Annotated in this window: 15 protein-coding genes; 5 read left to right on the forward strand and 10 right to left on the reverse strand. The window is 64.1% G+C overall.

Features of this window, described 5'->3' with window-relative positions:
• The 7 genes from F4Z81_14445 to F4Z81_14475 form a co-directional block, all read right to left on the reverse strand.
• Positions 1–592 (reverse strand): peroxiredoxin (locus F4Z81_14445; protein ID MXW06245.1); only part of this gene is annotated, 592 nt, incomplete at its 3' end.
• A 115-nt stretch (positions 593–707) separates the two neighbouring features.
• Positions 708–1352, reverse strand: a complete 645-nt coding sequence (locus tag F4Z81_14450; GenBank protein MXW06246.1) for a ThuA domain-containing protein — start codon at positions 1350–1352, stop codon at positions 708–710.
• Between the two features lie 173 nt (positions 1353–1525).
• Positions 1526–2383, reverse strand: a complete 858-nt coding sequence (locus F4Z81_14455; protein MXW06247.1) for a phytanoyl-CoA dioxygenase family protein — start codon at positions 2381–2383, stop codon at positions 1526–1528.
• 104 nt (positions 2384–2487) lie between these two features.
• On the reverse strand, positions 2488–3669 hold the full coding sequence (gene purT / locus F4Z81_14460; protein MXW06248.1) for a formate-dependent phosphoribosylglycinamide formyltransferase: 1182 nt from the start codon (positions 3667–3669) through the stop codon (positions 2488–2490).
• A 54-nt stretch (positions 3670–3723) separates the two neighbouring features.
• Positions 3724–5124: an NAD(P)(+) transhydrogenase (Re/Si-specific) subunit beta gene (locus F4Z81_14465; protein MXW06249.1), complete on the reverse strand. Its 1401-nt coding sequence runs from the start codon at positions 5122–5124 to the stop codon at positions 3724–3726.
• Positions 5125–5128: 4 nt separating this feature from the next.
• Positions 5129–5410: an NAD(P) transhydrogenase subunit alpha gene (locus F4Z81_14470; protein ID MXW06250.1), complete on the reverse strand. Its 282-nt coding sequence runs from the start codon at positions 5408–5410 to the stop codon at positions 5129–5131.
• Between the two features lie 55 nt (positions 5411–5465).
• Positions 5466–6623: a Re/Si-specific NAD(P)(+) transhydrogenase subunit alpha gene (locus F4Z81_14475; protein MXW06251.1), complete on the reverse strand. Its 1158-nt coding sequence runs from the start codon at positions 6621–6623 to the stop codon at positions 5466–5468.
• Between the two features lie 50 nt (positions 6624–6673).
• Here F4Z81_14475 and F4Z81_14480 point away from each other — a divergent pair, with 50 nt between their 5' ends.
• Together F4Z81_14480 and F4Z81_14485 are read left to right on the forward strand one after the other, a co-directional pair.
• Entirely contained in the window at positions 6674–7828 is a 1155-nt protein-coding gene (locus F4Z81_14480; protein MXW06252.1) for a phytanoyl-CoA dioxygenase family protein, read from the forward strand.
• Between the two features lie 23 nt (positions 7829–7851).
• Positions 7852–9201, forward strand: a complete 1350-nt coding sequence (locus F4Z81_14485) for an aminotransferase class III-fold pyridoxal phosphate-dependent enzyme (protein MXW06253.1) — start codon at positions 7852–7854, stop codon at positions 9199–9201.
• Here the strand turns inward: F4Z81_14485 and hemG are convergent.
• Together hemG and hemE are read right to left on the reverse strand one after the other, a co-directional pair.
• The gene (hemG, locus tag F4Z81_14490; protein ID MXW06254.1) at positions 9182–10672 is read right to left on the reverse strand and encodes a protoporphyrinogen oxidase; all 1491 of its coding nucleotides are present in this window, start codon (positions 10670–10672) and stop codon (positions 9182–9184) included. The two genes, F4Z81_14485 and hemG, sit on opposite strands and share 20 nt — an antisense overlap.
• Positions 10669–11733 (reverse strand): uroporphyrinogen decarboxylase, encoded by a 1065-nt coding sequence (gene hemE, locus F4Z81_14495; protein ID MXW06255.1) that lies wholly within the window; start codon positions 11731–11733, stop codon positions 10669–10671. Before hemE ends, hemG begins: the two co-directional genes overlap by 4 nt.
• Before the next feature lie 672 nt (positions 11734–12405).
• Between hemE and F4Z81_14500 the strand changes: the two genes are divergently transcribed.
• Positions 12406–13452: a Gfo/Idh/MocA family oxidoreductase gene (locus F4Z81_14500; protein MXW06256.1), complete on the forward strand. Its 1047-nt coding sequence runs from the start codon at positions 12406–12408 to the stop codon at positions 13450–13452.
• 3 nt (positions 13453–13455) lie between these two features.
• On the forward strand, positions 13456–14124 hold the full coding sequence (gene rsmI, locus F4Z81_14505; GenBank protein ID MXW06257.1) for a 16S rRNA (cytidine(1402)-2'-O)-methyltransferase: 669 nt from the start codon (positions 13456–13458) through the stop codon (positions 14122–14124).
• Here the strand turns inward: rsmI and F4Z81_14510 are convergent.
• The gene (locus F4Z81_14510) at positions 14121–14723 is read right to left on the reverse strand and encodes a molybdenum cofactor guanylyltransferase (GenBank protein MXW06258.1); all 603 of its coding nucleotides are present in this window, start codon (positions 14721–14723) and stop codon (positions 14121–14123) included. The genes rsmI and F4Z81_14510 overlap by 4 nt on opposite strands.
• 209 nt (positions 14724–14932) lie before the next feature.
• On the opposite strand from F4Z81_14510, the gene F4Z81_14515 reads away from it, so the two are divergent.
• Positions 14933–15688 carry a tetratricopeptide repeat protein gene (locus F4Z81_14515; protein ID MXW06259.1) on the forward strand — a complete coding sequence of 252 codons (756 nt, stop codon included), beginning with the start codon at positions 14933–14935 and terminating at the stop codon, positions 15686–15688.
• Positions 15689–15702: the final 14 nt, after the last annotated feature.

The following is a 15702-nucleotide window of genomic DNA, read 5'->3' on the forward strand; positions in this document are numbered from 1 at the left end:
CGCGGCGGATGTCGGAGTAGGTCTGGTCCGCTTCCTCGTCCGTGACCGCTGGTACGATGATGCAGTCTTCGCCGCTGGTCCAGTTGACCGGCGTGGCGAGCTTGTGATGAGCCGTCAGCTGGAGGGAATCCACAACGCGCAGGATCTCGTCGAAATTCCGGCCCGTGGACGCGGGGTAGGTCAGCATCAGCTTGATCTTCTTGTCCGGACCGATGACGAACACCGAACGCACGGTCATCTTGTCGTCGGCGTTCGGATGGATCATGTCGTAGAGTTGGGCGACTTCCTGGTCGGGATCCGCGATCAGCGGGTAGCTCACGTTCGCGTTCTGTGTCTCGTTGATGTCGCCGATCCAGCCGCGGTGCGAATCGAGGGGATCCACGCTGATGGCCAGGATCTTGACATTCCGCCGGGCGAACTCGTGGGCGATGTTGGCCATGTAACCCAGTTCCGTGGTGCATACCGGCGTGTAATCCGCGGGATGGGAAAAGAGTATGCCCCAGCCGTCCCCGAGCCATTCGTGAAAACGAATCGTTCCCTCGGTGGTTTCAGCGGTGAAATCCGGGGCTTCGTCCATTAAACGTAACGCCATGACAATCCTCCTGCAAAGAGCCTGCTACAGATGATAAGGTGGTGTGATCAGTAGCCTGATCCGTCTATTGGCCTCGATAATATACCTATCTAGGTCAACAAAGTAAAGAATAAAATCAGCGCGTGCACCAGATCAGACCGCGACGGACGATTTCACGCGCCTCGGGCACGTCGAAATCGCTGGCGACGTGTCCCAGCGAACAATGGAATACCTTCCCCTTTCCCCACGGCCTCTTCCACGCCACGGGCATCACCGTGCCGTCGATCCAGGCGTCGTGATCCCCGCTGAAGGTCGTGGTCGCGAGCACGTGGTTGGCCGGATCGACGTGCATGTAGTACTGTTCCGAGTGCATGGCGAAATCGTTGAGGCCCGCCGTGACGGGATCTTCGTGATCGATGATGTTGACTTCGTAGTCGATGATTCCGCCAGGATGGGAAACCCACTGTCCGCCCACCATGTACTGGTAGTTCGTGTTGTTGCGGAAGGCGTCCGCCTGTCCGCCGTGCCAGCCGCCGAACCCGGCCCCGGCGGAGACGGTATCCAGGAGCGCCTTCTCCTGCGCGCCGTTGATCGTGCTCATGGTCACGGTCTGCACGATGAGATCGTACGTGGGCATGGCTTCCGCGTCCAGGTAGGCGTCAAGCGTGTCGTGCTGCGTGATATCGTATCCTTCCGATTCAAGCAGCGGGATGAAGATGTCCTGGGACTGTCTGGGTTCGTGTCCTTCCCATCCTCCCCAGACGAAAAGTGCCTTAGGCATTTGGTGGCTCCTATGGTTGCAATTCGCTCACTGCCGGTTGAAGACCGGGGCACCGTGGTTTCGTGGCCGACGGGTCTGCGGAACCGGCCTGGTACGATCAGGCCCGCACGGCCTGGCCAGGCATGCTGCACCCGGTTCTTCCTGCTCTGCTCGCTTACTGGCCGTCCCGCCCGCTACGCCTGGCGTTCCCAGCGGCTCGGGTTCATGCCGGGCGCGCTGGTCGACATGCCCTCCGGCTTGTTGCCGACGCCGAACTCGTAGGTTCGCATGCTCGGATCGCCCAGGAAGGGCCGGACGGAATCGGGCATCCGTTCCAGGTCCGCCGGATCCCGCGGCTCCACGTCGACGATCGGTCCGGCCCAGGCCGGCCGGTAGGCCACCGCGAGCATGGCCCGAGACCGATTGCCCCTGTTGGGCAGGGTGCCGTGAAACGTCCGGTGGTTCAGGAACAACGCCGATCCCGCCGTGCAGGGCACGACCACCTCCTCGGGATGGCGCTCGTACCGCTTGTACGGGTGGGCGTCCGCGTGCATGCAGAGGTGGGACCTGGGAACGACCCGGAAGGGCGAAACATCCAGCGTCAGGTCGTCGAGGTAGTAGAGTACCCGGACCGTGATGGGACAGCTCCCCTCGTACCCGAATATCTTCGAGCCGTAGGGCTGGCCGTCCGTATGGAGGCTGATCCCCGGCGTGCCGGGCTCGGACCGGTCGTAGGTATAGTGAATGAAAACCAGGCGGTCGCCGAACAACTCCTCCAGGAACCGCACCGTGGGTTCGTAGGCGATGAGTTCGGCCAGCTTCGGACTGGCAAGATGTGGGTCCCTGCAGCCCCGCTGTTTTTCACTGTAGTCCCGTCCGACGGTTTCGAGTCGATTGCACTCCGCTTTCAACTCCGCCAGGTAGTCTTGCGAGATCCAGTCCGGGATGATCAGGTAGCCCTCCTCCTCGATCATCCGTATACGCTCGCCCTGGGTGAGGGCGCGCCAGTCCCGGTCGTCCACATTGATCTGCCGTTCCGCTTGACTGTGCATCATCCCTCCTTTCTGCCTTGTTGCGAGCGTCGCCGGCGGCGGTCTGCTCGCCGACTCATGGTCCGCCGTCGCACCATAATCGACGTGCTTCAATCATCAGCGCACTACATTTCGACGCGAACCGCTTCCATGGTGCGGACCGCTTTCGCGCGGGCCACGTCGATGTCATCGCCCCGGGCAACGGCTACGCCAAGGCGCCGGTGACCGGAGACCTCGGGCTTGCCGAAGAGATACAGGCCGGTGTCCGGCTCGGCAAGGGCGGCATCCAGGTTGCCGAAATTCATCCGGTCGGACTTTCCTTCCACCACGAGGGCCGCCGAGGCGGAAGGACCGTGCTGGCGGATCTCCGGGATCGGAAGGCCCAGCACGGCCCGCGCGTGCAGGGTAAACTCGGACAGGTCCTGCGAGATGAGCGTGACCATGCCCGTATCGTGGGGGCGGGGGGAGACCTCGCTGAAGACCACTTCGTCGCCCCTGATGAACAACTCGACGCCGAAAACGCCGCGGCCGCCGAGTGCGGTGGTGACCGCCGCAGCCGTCCGCCTGGCTTCCGCCCACGCCTTCTCGCTCATGGGCTGGGGCTGCCAGGAGTACCGGTAGTCCCCGTCGACCTGTTCGTGGCCGATTGGCAGGCAGAAACCCGTGCCGCCCGCGTGGCGCACCGTCAGGAGCGTGATTTCGTAGTCGAATTCGACGAATCCCTCTACGATCACCTTGCCCGCGCCGCCGCGGGCCTCGTCGTGCGCGCGCTGCCAGGCACCGGCCGCCTCCGATGCATGGCGCACTGTGCTCTGTCCCTTGCCGGATGAGCTCATGACGGGCTTGATGACGCAGGGCAGGCCGATCTCGCGCACCGCGCGTTCGTAGGCTTCGCGGGTCTCGGCGAAGCGATAGGGCGACGTGGGAAGACCGAGTTCCTCCGCAGCCAGCCGGCGTATCCCTTCCCGGTTCATGGTCAGGTGGACGGCCCGCGCCGTGGGAACGACGTGGTATCCTTCCGATTCCAGGTCCACCAGGGCGCCGGTGGCGATGGCTTCTATTTCGGGTACGACGAAATCGGGGTTTTCCCGCTCGATCACCGCGCGCAAGGCGGATGGGTCCAGCATGTCAACCACGTGGGAGCGGTGGGCCACCTGCATGGCCGGCGCGTTGGCGTAACGGTCGACAGCGACCACTTCCACGCCCAGGCGCTGGAACTCGATGACCACTTCCTTGCCCAGTTCGCCCGAACCGCACATCAGCACCCGGGTCGCCGAAGGGGACAGCGGCGTGCCTAGCACGGCCATCGGGTCGTCCTTCCGGTATGTGTTGTTGATTCCATCATTCCAGGTACATCGCGGTCAGATTTCGTTCACCGCCGCCGTCAGTTCCTGCACCGCATCCTTGCCGTCGGCGAAGAGCATCAGGCAGTTGTCCGCGGCGAAGAGCGGATTGGGTATGCCGGCGAAGCCGGGGCTCAGGCTGCGCTTGATGACCACGACGGTCCGCGACCTGTCCACGTTCAGGATCGGCATGCCGGACAGCGGCGTGTCCGCCGCGTCGCGGGCCAGGGGATTGACCACGTCGTTGGCGCCGATGACGATGGTTACGTCGGTCTGTTCGAAACCCGTATTGGCCTCGTCCATCTCCTTCAGGCGGTCGTAGGGGACGTCCGCTTCGGCCAGCAGCACGTTCATGTGGCCGGGCATGCGGCCCGCAACGGGATGGATGGCGAACTCCACCTCGATGCCGTCGGCCTCCAGTTGATTGGCCAGGTCGCGCACGGCGTGCTGCGCCTGGGCCACCGCCATGCCGTAGCCGGGGACGAACACCACGCGCCGCGCGCTGTCGAGCACCATGGCGACCTCCTCGGCGGTGGTGGATTTCACTTTGCCTTCGTAGAGGTCGTCGGCAGGACCAGCGTCGTCGCCGCCCGAATCGCCGCCGACGCCCGCGAACATCACGTTGGCGAGCGACCGGTTCATGGCCTTGCACATGATGCTCGTCAGGATAAACCCCGAAGCGCCGACCAGCGAACCCGAAATGATCAGCACGTTGTTGGACAGCACGAAGCCCGTCGCCGCGGCAGCCATGCCCGAGTAGGAGTTGAGCAGGGCGATGACCACCGGCATGTCCGCGCCTCCGATGGGCACCACGAGCAGTATTCCCAGCACGGACGCGATCGCCACCATGATCCAGAAGTACTGGGTGTTCTCCGGCTGCAGGATGCAGAGGACGCCCGCCGCAAGTCCGGCCAGCAGGAAGAGCCCTTTGAGCACGTGATCTCCGGTGAAGCGAACCGCTTTCTCGGAGACGATGCCCTGCAGCTTGCCGAAGGCGATCAGACTGCCCCAGAAGGTCACCCCGCCGATCAGTCCGGACGCCATGGTCGCGATGCCGAACTGCATCGAGATCGTATCCGCGGACCGCAGCGCGGCCTCGACGTAGGCCGCGCCGGCCACGAGCACCGACGCCCCGCCGCCGAAACCGTTGCACAGGCCCACGAACTGCGGCATGGCGGTCATGGGCACCTTGAGCGCCCAGATGGCGCCGATCGCTCCGCCGAGGACGATACCCGCGACGATGAACTCGAACCGGACGATCTGCTGGTCGATCAGCGTCACCACGATGGCGATGAACATGCCCAGGGCGCTCAGGCGGTTGCCCCGCACCGCGGTGCGGGGATGGGAGAGGCCCTTCAGCCCGAATACAAACAGGGAAGCGGCGACGAGATAGGCGAAGCGGACGAGATCGGGGGACATCCGCCTACTCCTTTCTCTTGAACATGTCCAGCATGCGGTTGGTCACGAGGTAGCCGCCGACCACGTTGATCGTGGCGAAAACCACGGCGGCGGTTCCGAGGACCGTGGTCAGCGTCGAGTACTGGGTTCCGGCCGAGAGGATGGCACCGATGATCGTGATCCCCGATATGGCGTTCGAGCCGGACATCAGCGGCGTGTGGAGAATGGGCGGGACCTTGGTGATGACTTCGAATCCGACGAACACCGCCAGGACGAAAATGGTCAATATGGCAATGGTTTCACCCATGTGGCACTCCTCGATTCGTTCGCCGGTACAAGGCCGTTCGCCGGTACAAGCCCGCTCAGCCGGTACCGTCAAGTACGGAACGGACCAGTTCGTTGACGATCTCGCCGTCGCGGGTAACGGTCGCGCCCTGCACGATATCGTCGTCCACGGTCGCGTCCAGCGCGCCGTCGTTGATCATCAGCTTCAGGAAATTCACGATGTTGTTGGAATACATCTGGCTCGCGTGAAAGGGCACGGTCGAAGGCAGGTTCAATTCCCCCACGAGGGTCACGCCATGCTTGACGACGGTCTTGCCCGGTTCCGTGATCTCGCAGTTTCCCCCTCGCTCCGCCGCCAGGTCGATCACGACCGAGCCGGGACTCATGCTCTTGACCATGTCTTCCGTCACCAGTACGGGCGCCGGTTTTCCGGGCACGGCGGCCGTCGTGATCACCACGTCGTTCTCGGATACGACGCGGGCCATCATCTCCCGCTGTTTCGCGTAGAACTGCTCGTCCATGGCCTGTGCGTAACCCCCCGATCCTTCGGACTCCGCGGTGTCGAGCTCCAGCTCCACGAATCGTGCCCCGACGCTCTGGACCTGCTCTTTGACGGCCGGCCGCACGTCGTAGGCCTGGATCACGGCGCCCAGCCGCTTGCAGGTCGCAATGGCCTGCAGACCCGCCACGCCGACACCCACTACGAAGACGTGGGCGGGCGTGATGGTCCCGGCTGCCGTCATCATCATGGGGAACAGTTTCGGGAGGAATTCGGCCGCCATCAGCGCGGCCTTGTACCCGCCGATATTGGCCTGGGAGGAAAGGGCGTCCATGCTCTGCGCCCGGGAGGTCCTCGGGATCAACTCCATGGCGCAGGCGGTTGCGCGACGGTCTGAAAGCGCCCGGATCTCGGCGGCGGCGGACAGCGGTTCCAGAAACCCGATCAGCACCTGTCCCTCGCGCAGCAGCTCGACGTCCGCCATACCCGAGTCGGGATTCGCTCCGCCCCCTCTTACCTGTACGATCACGTCCGCTTCGGTAAACACCGATCCTCGATCCGGCACGACCCTGGCACCGGCCGCTTCATAGTCTGCGTCCGAGATGCCCGCCTCAAGGCCCGCTCCCGCGGAGACCCGGATGGCGCAACCTGCCCGTACCAGGGCGCCAACTCCGGCCGGAACGATGGATACACGCCGTTCGCCCGGACAGGTTTCGTTAGGGACGCCGATGGTCATGTACTGCTCCGGCTGCGTTGACTGAATGGGATATTCCGGCTGTTTCGAATATGCTGGCTGATCCGACGATGTGGAAGATGCGGAGCCAATGCTGGCCCCGCGTCGCGGACCGAGTTCTACGCGGACCGAGTTCTATATATAAGGATTCCTGCCGGACGCGTCAACTACCAGATTGGCTTCTTCGGCGCCGCGGAAAAAAACCCGTGCGAGCCACGCGCATATTGTCAGGGTCCGGGCCGCGCGTTATTTTGTATGGTGAGGTCCTTGAGGATTGGATCGCGAGCGACGCAAGCCAGGCCGCGGTGAAACGGGTGGGTTATGTCCCAATCTGGGAACCCGGCAGTAAGGGAGACTTCATGAACGATACCGAACGCTATGAATTCGACCGGCAGGGCTACATCGTAATCGAGGACCTGCTGGATCCGGGGACCGTCTCTTCGCTGTCGAAGGCGGTGGACGAACTGGAAGCACACGCGCTGGCGAACCTGGAAAAGCCACCGCGCAAGGCCAGTCCGTGGGGGCCGGACTATCACCGGAACCCCGAACGGGGATACCATGTGGACGGATCGAACGCGGAGGGCCGAACCGTCATCATCGAGGACTTCTGGAATGCGGACGAGCGCTTCGACGTATTGGTGAACGACTCGCGCACCATGGCCTATATCGGCGGGATCGTCCAGGGGAGGTCCACGATCAACAACTCCGAGATCCGGATCCGCTACCGCGGGAACCTGTCGGGACTGCACGGCGGCATGCGGCCCGAGAATCAGAAGTACCGGTACGGATTCAACGCCAACGGAATCGACTGCATGATGGTGCGCATGGTCTACTTCATCCATGACGTGTCCCGGGATCACGGGGCGTTCTGCGTCGTACCCGGATCCCACAAGACAAACCTGCCCTGTCCCTACGACGGCAACCCGGACGAGGAACCCGGCGTGGTCGCGCTGGAAGTCAAGGCCGGTGACGCCATACTGTTCACGGAGAACCTCCGCCACGGTGGGGTTACCAACCGGTCCGACCAGGTCCGCAAGACCATCCACGTGGGCTATGGGCCCTACTGGATGCTGTCGCAGAACCAGGCGACCATGGACGAATTGCCCTACGTGACGGAAGCCACTTTCGCCCGGAGGGACGACGACCGGCGCGCGCTTTTCACGCCGTGGCACAGGCCGCGGGGCTGGACCCGGAGCAGCAAGGCATAATGACCAGGAAAGGATTGTAAAAAATGTCCGTCACCCGTTCCGTAGAACGTTCCGTAGAACAGTCCATGCACATGTACCGGCGGGCCGAGGAACTGATCCCCGGATGGACGCAACTGATCAGCAGGCGGGCAAGCCAGTTTGCCAGCGGCGTCAGCCCCGTCTACGCTGAAAGCGCCAAGGGCGCCCGCTTCGTAGACGTGGACGGCAACGAGTACCTGGACATGATGAACGCGGTCAGCGCCATTATCCTGGGTCACGCCGATGACATCGTTGACGGGGCAGTGAAGGAACAGATCGATCGGGGCAGTATCTATACGCTGAACAGTCCGCTGGAAATCGAACTGGCCGAGGAACTCGTCGATACCATCCCCAGCGCCGAGATGGTGCGGTACGCCAAGGCCGGGGGAGAGACCTGCGCCCTGGCGGTGCGGATCGTGCGGGGAACCACCGGCAGGGACATCATCCTCTTCTGCGGCTACCACGGCTGGCACGACTGGTACCAGTCCGCCAACTATCTCGTCGATCCGGAGAGCGGCGAATACCCTTTCGCCGGCATCGAGCCGATCGGCGTGCCGCAAGTCCTCGCGGGCACGGCCATCCCCTTCACCTACGGGGACCTGGACATGCTCTCGGACCTGCTGAAAAAGCACGAGGGTCAGGTCGCGGCGGTCATGATGGAGCCCGCGCGGTCCGAACTCCCGCCACCGGGGTACCTGGAAGCCGTCAAGTCGCTGGCCCATGAACACGGCGCACTGCTGGTTTTCGACGAGGTGTCCTGCGGATGGCGCTTCCGCATCGGGGGGTTCCAGGAGTATACCGGGGTGACGCCCGACGTTACCACCCTGGCCAAGGCCATGTCGAACGGTTACGCCATGGGCGCCGTCGTGGGCTCCCGTGAAGCCATGGCGCCCGCCGCGTCGATGTTCGTATCCAGTTCCTACTGGAGCGACAACGTGGGCCTGGCCGCCGCACTGACCACCATTCGCGAGTTGAAGCGACGGGACTCGGTACCCTTCTTCGAGGCCATGGGTCAACTGGTCAAGAAGACGATGAACGAAGCCCTCGCGAGCGCGGGACTGCCCGGCGCCTGCGTGGGCCTATCCCACAATCCCGGACTCGCCTTCGACCTGCCCGATCCGGAACTCACCCCCATCGTCTCCACGCTGTTCGTCCAGGAGATGTCGCGCAGGGGCGTTTTTACCCCGACCTCGTTCCGGGTCACCATAGCCCACACGGAAGATGACGTCCGGCAGCTGGGCGAGGCGGCCGCCGAGGTATTCGAGCTCATCAAATCGGGCCTGGACCACGGCAACTTGGAACAACTGCTGGAGTGCGACCTCAAGAAGGAACCCTTCAGGAGGCTGGTCCGGTGAGTTGGGCGGCCTCCGCTTCGCCCAGGACCAGCTCCGCCGCCTGCTCACCCGAGCGCACGCAGTCGGGCAGGCCCACGCCCCCGTAGGCATTGCCCGCCAGCGCGAGCCCGGGATGCCGTCCGAGCAGCGATTCGATCCGCTCGACGCGCCGGCCGTGGCCGACCAGGTACTGGGGCATGGCGTCCGGATAGCGCGCCAGTTCCGTGTGCAGCGGCTCGTTTTCGATGCCCATCAAGTCCCGTAACTCCCCGCGTACGATCCGCAGCAGGATTTCGTCGCCGGACTTGAGCAGTTCCTGTTGAAGCATGCCACCTAAAAACACGCGCAACAGGACGAGGCCATCCGGCGCCCGGTTCGGAAACTTCACGCTGCTGAAGGTGCAGGCGATGATTTTGCGATCCTCTACCGCGGGCACCACGAAACCGAAGCAGTCCAGCGGATGGGGCACGTCCGAACGCCGGTACGCGAGGTTCATGACGGCCGACGACGCGTGGGGGATGGCCGTCAGCTCGTCGTAAAGACCCGTGTCGGTACCGCGCAGCAGTTCCGCGGCATGTCGGGAGGGCACGGCGAGAATGATGCCGTCCGCCTGGAAATGCCGCCCGTCGCCGCAGGACAGGCTCCAGCTGCTGCCGTCACGGGTCAGCCGCGTCACATCGGCCTGGGTATGCATGGCGTCCGAGGGCAGTCGCAGCAGCAGCGCCTGCACGATGGTTTCCATGCCCCGGTCGAAGGAAGCCAGTTCGCCGTAACGGGCGCCGCTGCCTGCGCGGTCACCTCTGCCGGCGGGGTCACCGCTACTGGCGGGGTCACCGCTACTGGCGGACGCCCCGCGCTGTTGCCTCGCTGCCGCGCGCCGCTGCGTGACCATGGCCTTGATGACGCTGCGGTGACGCTGTTCCATCTCGAAAAACCGTGGGATGGTGGCCTTCAGGCTGAGGGTGTCCGGGTCTCCCGCGTAGATGCCGCCGATAAGCGGCTGGACGACCCGTTCGAGCACCTCGCCGCCGAACCGCCTGCGTACGAAGGCACCGAGACTCTCATCGCCGGTTCCGGTCCCCCTGGGCAATACCAGGTCCAGGGCGCACCGGGCCTTGCCCTTCCACGAAAAGAGGGAGGTGGTCGCCATCGGCCAGAGCCGGGTGGGCGCCATCATCAGAAAACCGTCGGGCAACGGGTGCAGCTTACCGCGATGGACCACGTGGGACCTGCGATGGGTACGCGCGGTGGGGATGATCCGGTCCGCCACGCCCAGGCGGCTGGCGAGATCCGACAGCCAGGGCTTGGAAGTGAGAAAGGAATCAGGCCCCAGTTCGATTAGGCAACCGTCACGCTCGACCGTACGGATCGTCCCGCCGAAACGGTCCGACCGCTCGAGTAGCGTCACTTCCAGTCCGGGATGCCCGGATTCCGTCAACCGGTGGGCCGCACTCAATCCCGCGATGCCCCCGCCGACCACGACGACCTTCATCGCCCGCTTCCCATCTCATGTACGGCGTCTATCAGGGCGATCACGTGGTCTTCCGGCGTGCCGGGCAGGATGCCGTGGCCGAGATTGAATATGTGGCCGGGACGTCCGGCGGCCTTGTGCAGGATGGCCGCGGCCTGTTTACGGATTTCATCGGGTGAGGCGAACAGGATCACGGGATCGAGGTTCCCCTGGACGGCCGTATCGTATTCGAGCCGTCGCCAGGCCTCGGCCAGGTCCACCCGCCAGTCCAGCCCGATGACGTCTCCTCCCGCCTCCCGCATCAATTCGAGCAGGGACCCCGTCCCCACGCCGAAGTGAAGCCTGGGCACGCCCCGGCGAAGGTGGGAAAAGACGTACCCCGTGTGGGGAAGGACGAACGCCCGGTAATCGTCGGGTGACAGGCAGCCGGCCCAACTGTCGAACAGCTGCACGGCGTGGACGCCGGCCTCGATCTGTTCATTGAGGTACGCCGTGACGGCCCGGGCCAGCTTCGACATGAAGGCGTGCCACGCGCCCGGATCGGTATACATGAAGGTCTTGAGGTGCCTGAAGTCTTTGGTACTCTGGCCTTCGATGGCATAGGCCGCCAGGGTGAAGGGGGCGCCGGAAAAACCGATGAGCGGGATATGGGGCGGCAGCGCGGGCAGAACCATGCGAATGGCCTCGTAGACGAAGTGCTGGGACACCGGTTCCCCGTCTTCGAGCTGGTCCACGGCTTCGGCCGACCGCAACGGGTTGTGAATCACCGGTCCCTGGCCCGTGACGTATTCCAGTTGGAACCCCATTGGCTGCAGCAGCGGCAGGATGTCCGCGAAGAGGATGGCGGCGTCCACCCCGAGGCGTTCCGCGGCCATCAACGTGATTTCCGCCGTGAGCTCCGGGGTCTTGCACATGTCCAGGAAGTCCAGGTCGGATTTGAGTTCCCGGTAGGCCCGCTGGTAGCGGCCGGCCTGCCGCAGCAGCCATATGGGCGTATACTCCGTCGATTCGCGCCGGCACGCCCTGAGGAAGGCCGATTCACCCCGGGTTCCGTACGGATCGCTCTCGAAATGCCACCGCATGTCGGTGCGGTGCCAGTACGAGGTGTCCACGCCTCCGTCCACGGCGGTGCGCTTCTTGTTGACCAGGTAGCCCGCCAGGCGCGCCATGCTCGATACGAGTGCTTCGCCTCCCGTTCCGTCGGGTTCGAAGTCGACCGAGAGACGGTGGTTTCTCCAGATGTCCGTGCAGGCCGGCCCGGCCGAGCCCACGGCAATCTGCCTGACGGCATCCAGCAGGACCTCGATCCGGCCCGTGGCGGCCGCCCGGCCCAGTAACGCGCGGATATGCTCGGGTTCAGACAGCAACAGTATGGCGATGTCGTCCCTGGCCAGGCCATCGATAAAGGCGTCCACGCGCTCCGGATCGTCGGCGCTGGCTACCATGGGTGTACCGCCGCGTGCGGCAATAGCGTCCCGCAGCGAGCCGTCCAATGTCGCGACCTGCAGGCCGTTGTAGTCCATTTCGTCCCCTCCCGAAGTTGAACTGTTCTAACCTACAACCGACGATAGAGGGGAGCAATATATTAGTAAGGTGCGGCGCTCGATCCGCCGGTCCATGCCCGGGTCTACCGACCCCACCCGGGCGTGCCCGGCCCTGCCAAACAGTGGTTGCGGGTTCAATCGGCAAGTGGTACATTGCGCGGGACGACAGACCGCGGGAGACGGGAAAGCACACGCAATCAAGGAGTTCACATGTCCGGGTCATATCGGGTGGGCATCATAGGCTGCGGAGGAATGGGCGGTTCGCACGCGCGGCACTGGACGCAGAAGGCGCAGACCGACGTGGTGGCGGTCGCCGACGTCAGTGAGCGAAGCGCCCGCAAGCTGGCCGACGAATTCGACGCGACACCCTACACGGATTACGCGGATATGCTGGAGGAAGAGGCCTGTGACATCGTCAGCATCACCACCTGGCAGAACGTCCGCTCCGAAATCACCGTGAAAGCCGCGGAATCGGGCGCAAAGGGCATTCTTGGCGAGAAGCCGATGGCGTCCAGCCTCGGTGAAGCTGACCTCATGCTGGCATCCTGCGCGCAGCACGGCGTCAAGCTCGCCATCGGCCACCAGCGCAGGTTCACCCCGCAGAACGTGGAAGCGCGCCGCCTGGTGATGGACGGCGCGATCGGAGCGCCCACGGCCATGCTGCGCCGGGACGCCCACGGCCTGCTCAACCGGGGCACTCACGAACTGGACGAAATGATGTACGTGCTGGGCGACCCCGCTCCGGTCTGGGTGATCGGCCAGGTGACCCGCAAGACGGACCGTTGGGAGCGCAGGGTGCGGTGCGAGGACCGGTGTGCGGCGATCATCGCCTTCGAAGGCGGGATCAGGGGTACCTACGAAAGCGACCTGCCCGATCCCGGGCTTCAGGGCGACGTCATCTACGGTACGGAGGGGATCCTGAAACGCGGTCCCGAAGGCGGCCTGCTCCTGCTGAACCGCCATGCCGGCGACTGGCAGTCCATCACGCCGCCGCTGGTGGAGGTCGACCAGTACGACGAGTTCATTTCCTGGCTGGACGGCAGCGGCGAAGGACACCGCAACGATGGCGAGACCGCCCGTCTGACCATGGAACTCATGATGGCGATCTACGAGTCGGCCCGCATCCGTGACGTGGTCGAACTACCGTTGCAGACGGGAGACAATCCGCTGGACCTGATGGTAGAGGAGGGAGCGCTTCCCGTGGAGATACACGGCCGCTACGACATACGCGCGCCGTTCCCCGAACAGACGAACTAGTCCATGCTTTACCTGGTAGCCACGCCGATCGGCCATCTGGACGACATCACGCTTCGGGCGCTGGAGATCCTGCGCGGCGTGGATACCGTGCTCAGCGAAGACACGCGCAGGACCGGACGGCTGCTCAAGCGGTACGGGATCAGCGCGCGGCAGATGTCCTACCATGAACACAATGAGCAGCGGGCCGTCCCCAGGGCCCTGGCCGCCCTTGAACGGGGACGGGACCTCGCCCTGGTCACGGATGCGGGCACGCCCGGTATCGCCGATCCCGGCTACCGGCTCGTCCAGGCCGTGATCCAGGCCGAAATCCCCGTGAGCATGGCCCCCGGCCCGAGCGCGCCGATCATGGCGCTCGTCCTCTCGGGCCTGCCGGTCCACCGGTTTTCGTTCTGCGGCTTCCCGCCCCGCAGGCCCGCTGCCCGGCGCCGCTATCTGGAAGCGGACGCGGACCGGGCGGACACGCTCATCTATTTCGAAAGTCCCCACCGGGTGCATGCGCTCATCGCCGACGCCCTGGAGGTGTTCGGGGACCGCAGGGCGGCCCTGGCGAACGACCTGACCAAGCTTCACGAGAAAATCGACCGGAGTCCACTGTCGGTGCTGTGCGAAGAGACCCGGGACCGCCGCCTTCGTGGGGAGTTCATCCTGCTGGTGGAGGGACGGTCCGGCTAGCGCGCCTGGTCCGTCATGCGCTTCAGTGCTTCGTCGTAATCCGTCCTGTCGTTGATGTTGAAGAACATGTCGTCGTCGTGGAATCCACCCTCCTCCGGTACAAGTCGCAGGACGCGGACCTCGTCGAAGAATCCGGCGATCTTGTATCTGCGCGCATGGATCCGATCCTCGATCGCCGGGACGCAGGTCTCACGGTAAACCGCGCACAGCGGTTCCACACGTCCGTCGTTCACGGGGACGACCACGTCGTAGCCGGACGACCGCTCCATCATGTATTCCAGGAATTCCGGCCTGACAAAGGGCATGTCGCAGGCAATGCACAGGCAAAGCGGCGTATGCGACGTCCTTAGCGCGGTATAAATGCCGCCGATGGGCCCGCAGCGGGGCACAAGGTCCTTCCGGCTTTCCAGCTCCAGGAAGGCGTAGTCCGCCGGGGTGTTGGTGATCAGCATCATCCGTCCCGTCACCGAACCGACCGTCCGGCAGAGCCGTTCGATCAGGCGGTCTCCGTCGATCCGGCTGAGTGCCTTGTTCGAGCCGAACCGGCTGCTCTTCCCGCCCGCGAGGATGACGCCCGTAACTTCTTCTCTGGCTGTCATTTATCGTGTTCGCCCCATCTGATTCCCACCCACGATTCCATTTCCCTCTACCACGCGAAAAACCCCGCAATCCGGCCGGCCGGGTCCGCTTGACACCCCTGCCGAACCGACGTATATTCTGGGTATCGGGATGATGGCGCCGCGTGTCCCGTTCCTCCGGAATCGAACCCCCTTCTACGGTGCCGGCCGTACGTGAAAGTGTAGACAATATGTGGTTCTGGTCTCATAAGCTCAAGCTCCTCCTGGTGAAGAAGGACTACGAGACCATCGTGCGCCTCTGCTTCGAGCGCGTTGAGCGGAACCAGGCCGACTACTGGACCCTGCGTGGCCTGGGTCTCGGACTCATGTATACCGGCCGCACGAGCGAAGCCTTCGAATGGCTCAGCAAGTGCGCGCGGGCGTATCCGAAAAAGGTCGCGGTACAGTACGATATCGGCCTGATCTACATGAAGCAGGAGTGCTACAGCGAAGCCCGCGGCTACATGCTGAACGCCCTCGAGGGCGGATACCGAACGGATGCCCTCTTCCAGGACCTGGGCCGGATCTACTGCTATCTAGGTGAATTCGAGAAGGCGACCAACTGCTTCCGCGAGGTCATCCGCCGTTCACCACGGAACGGTGCCGCCTACAAGCTCCTCGGCATGGTGTACAAGCGGCGGACCATGTACGACGAGGCCGTCGCCGCATACCGGGAATCCTTGCGATGGGATGAAGACACCTCGGATATTCACATGAGCCTCGCGGAGATCTTCGTCCGTCAGGAGAAATGGGAACTGGCGGTCGGAGAGTACCAGGAGGCGCTCGATCTCGACGCCACCAATTTCGCAGCCCACTACGCACTGGGGTCCATCTTCGAGATCATGGGCGAGAACGCCCGGGCGATCGACGAATTGCTCAAGGCCCACCGTATCGACGGAGACGACGAACGAATCCACAAGAAACTGGAACGATTGCTGATCAGTTGATCCCTGCCCGGCCC

The organism is Gemmatimonadota bacterium, assembly GCA_009835325.1.
Lineage (GTDB): Bacteria > JAAXHH01 > JAAXHH01 > JAAXHH01 > JAAXHH01 > JAAXHH01.

Excerpts from the sequence above, each read along its gene's own strand:
- F4Z81_14450 (MXW06246.1), bottom strand. The coding sequence starts at position 1,352 with ATGCCTAAGGCACTTTTCGTCTGGGGAGGATGGGAAGGACACGAACCC.
- F4Z81_14455 (MXW06247.1), bottom strand. The coding sequence starts at position 2,383 with ATGCACAGTCAAGCGGAACGGCAGATCAATGTGGACGACCGGGACTGG.
- purT (MXW06248.1), bottom strand. The coding sequence starts at position 3,669 with ATGGCCGTGCTAGGCACGCCGCTGTCCCCTTCGGCGACCCGGGTGCTG.
- F4Z81_14465 (MXW06249.1), bottom strand. The coding sequence starts at position 5,124 with ATGTCCCCCGATCTCGTCCGCTTCGCCTATCTCGTCGCCGCTTCCCTG.
- F4Z81_14470 (MXW06250.1), bottom strand. The coding sequence starts at position 5,410 with ATGGGTGAAACCATTGCCATATTGACCATTTTCGTCCTGGCGGTGTTC.
- F4Z81_14475 (MXW06251.1), bottom strand. The coding sequence starts at position 6,623 with ATGACCATCGGCGTCCCTAACGAAACCTGTCCGGGCGAACGGCGTGTA.
- F4Z81_14480 (MXW06252.1), top strand. The coding sequence starts at position 6,674 with ATGCTGGCTGATCCGACGATGTGGAAGATGCGGAGCCAATGCTGGCCC.
- F4Z81_14485 (MXW06253.1), top strand. The coding sequence starts at position 7,852 with ATGTCCGTCACCCGTTCCGTAGAACGTTCCGTAGAACAGTCCATGCAC.
- hemG (MXW06254.1), bottom strand. The coding sequence starts at position 10,672 with ATGAAGGTCGTCGTGGTCGGCGGGGGCATCGCGGGATTGAGTGCGGCC.
- hemE (MXW06255.1), bottom strand. The coding sequence starts at position 11,733 with ATGCGGTGGCATTTCGAGAGCGATCCGTACGGAACCCGGGGTGAATCG.
- F4Z81_14500 (MXW06256.1), top strand. The coding sequence starts at position 12,406 with ATGTCCGGGTCATATCGGGTGGGCATCATAGGCTGCGGAGGAATGGGC.
- rsmI (MXW06257.1), top strand. The coding sequence starts at position 13,456 with ATGCTTTACCTGGTAGCCACGCCGATCGGCCATCTGGACGACATCACG.
- F4Z81_14510 (MXW06258.1), bottom strand. The coding sequence starts at position 14,723 with ATGACAGCCAGAGAAGAAGTTACGGGCGTCATCCTCGCGGGCGGGAAG.
- F4Z81_14515 (MXW06259.1), top strand. The coding sequence starts at position 14,933 with ATGTGGTTCTGGTCTCATAAGCTCAAGCTCCTCCTGGTGAAGAAGGAC.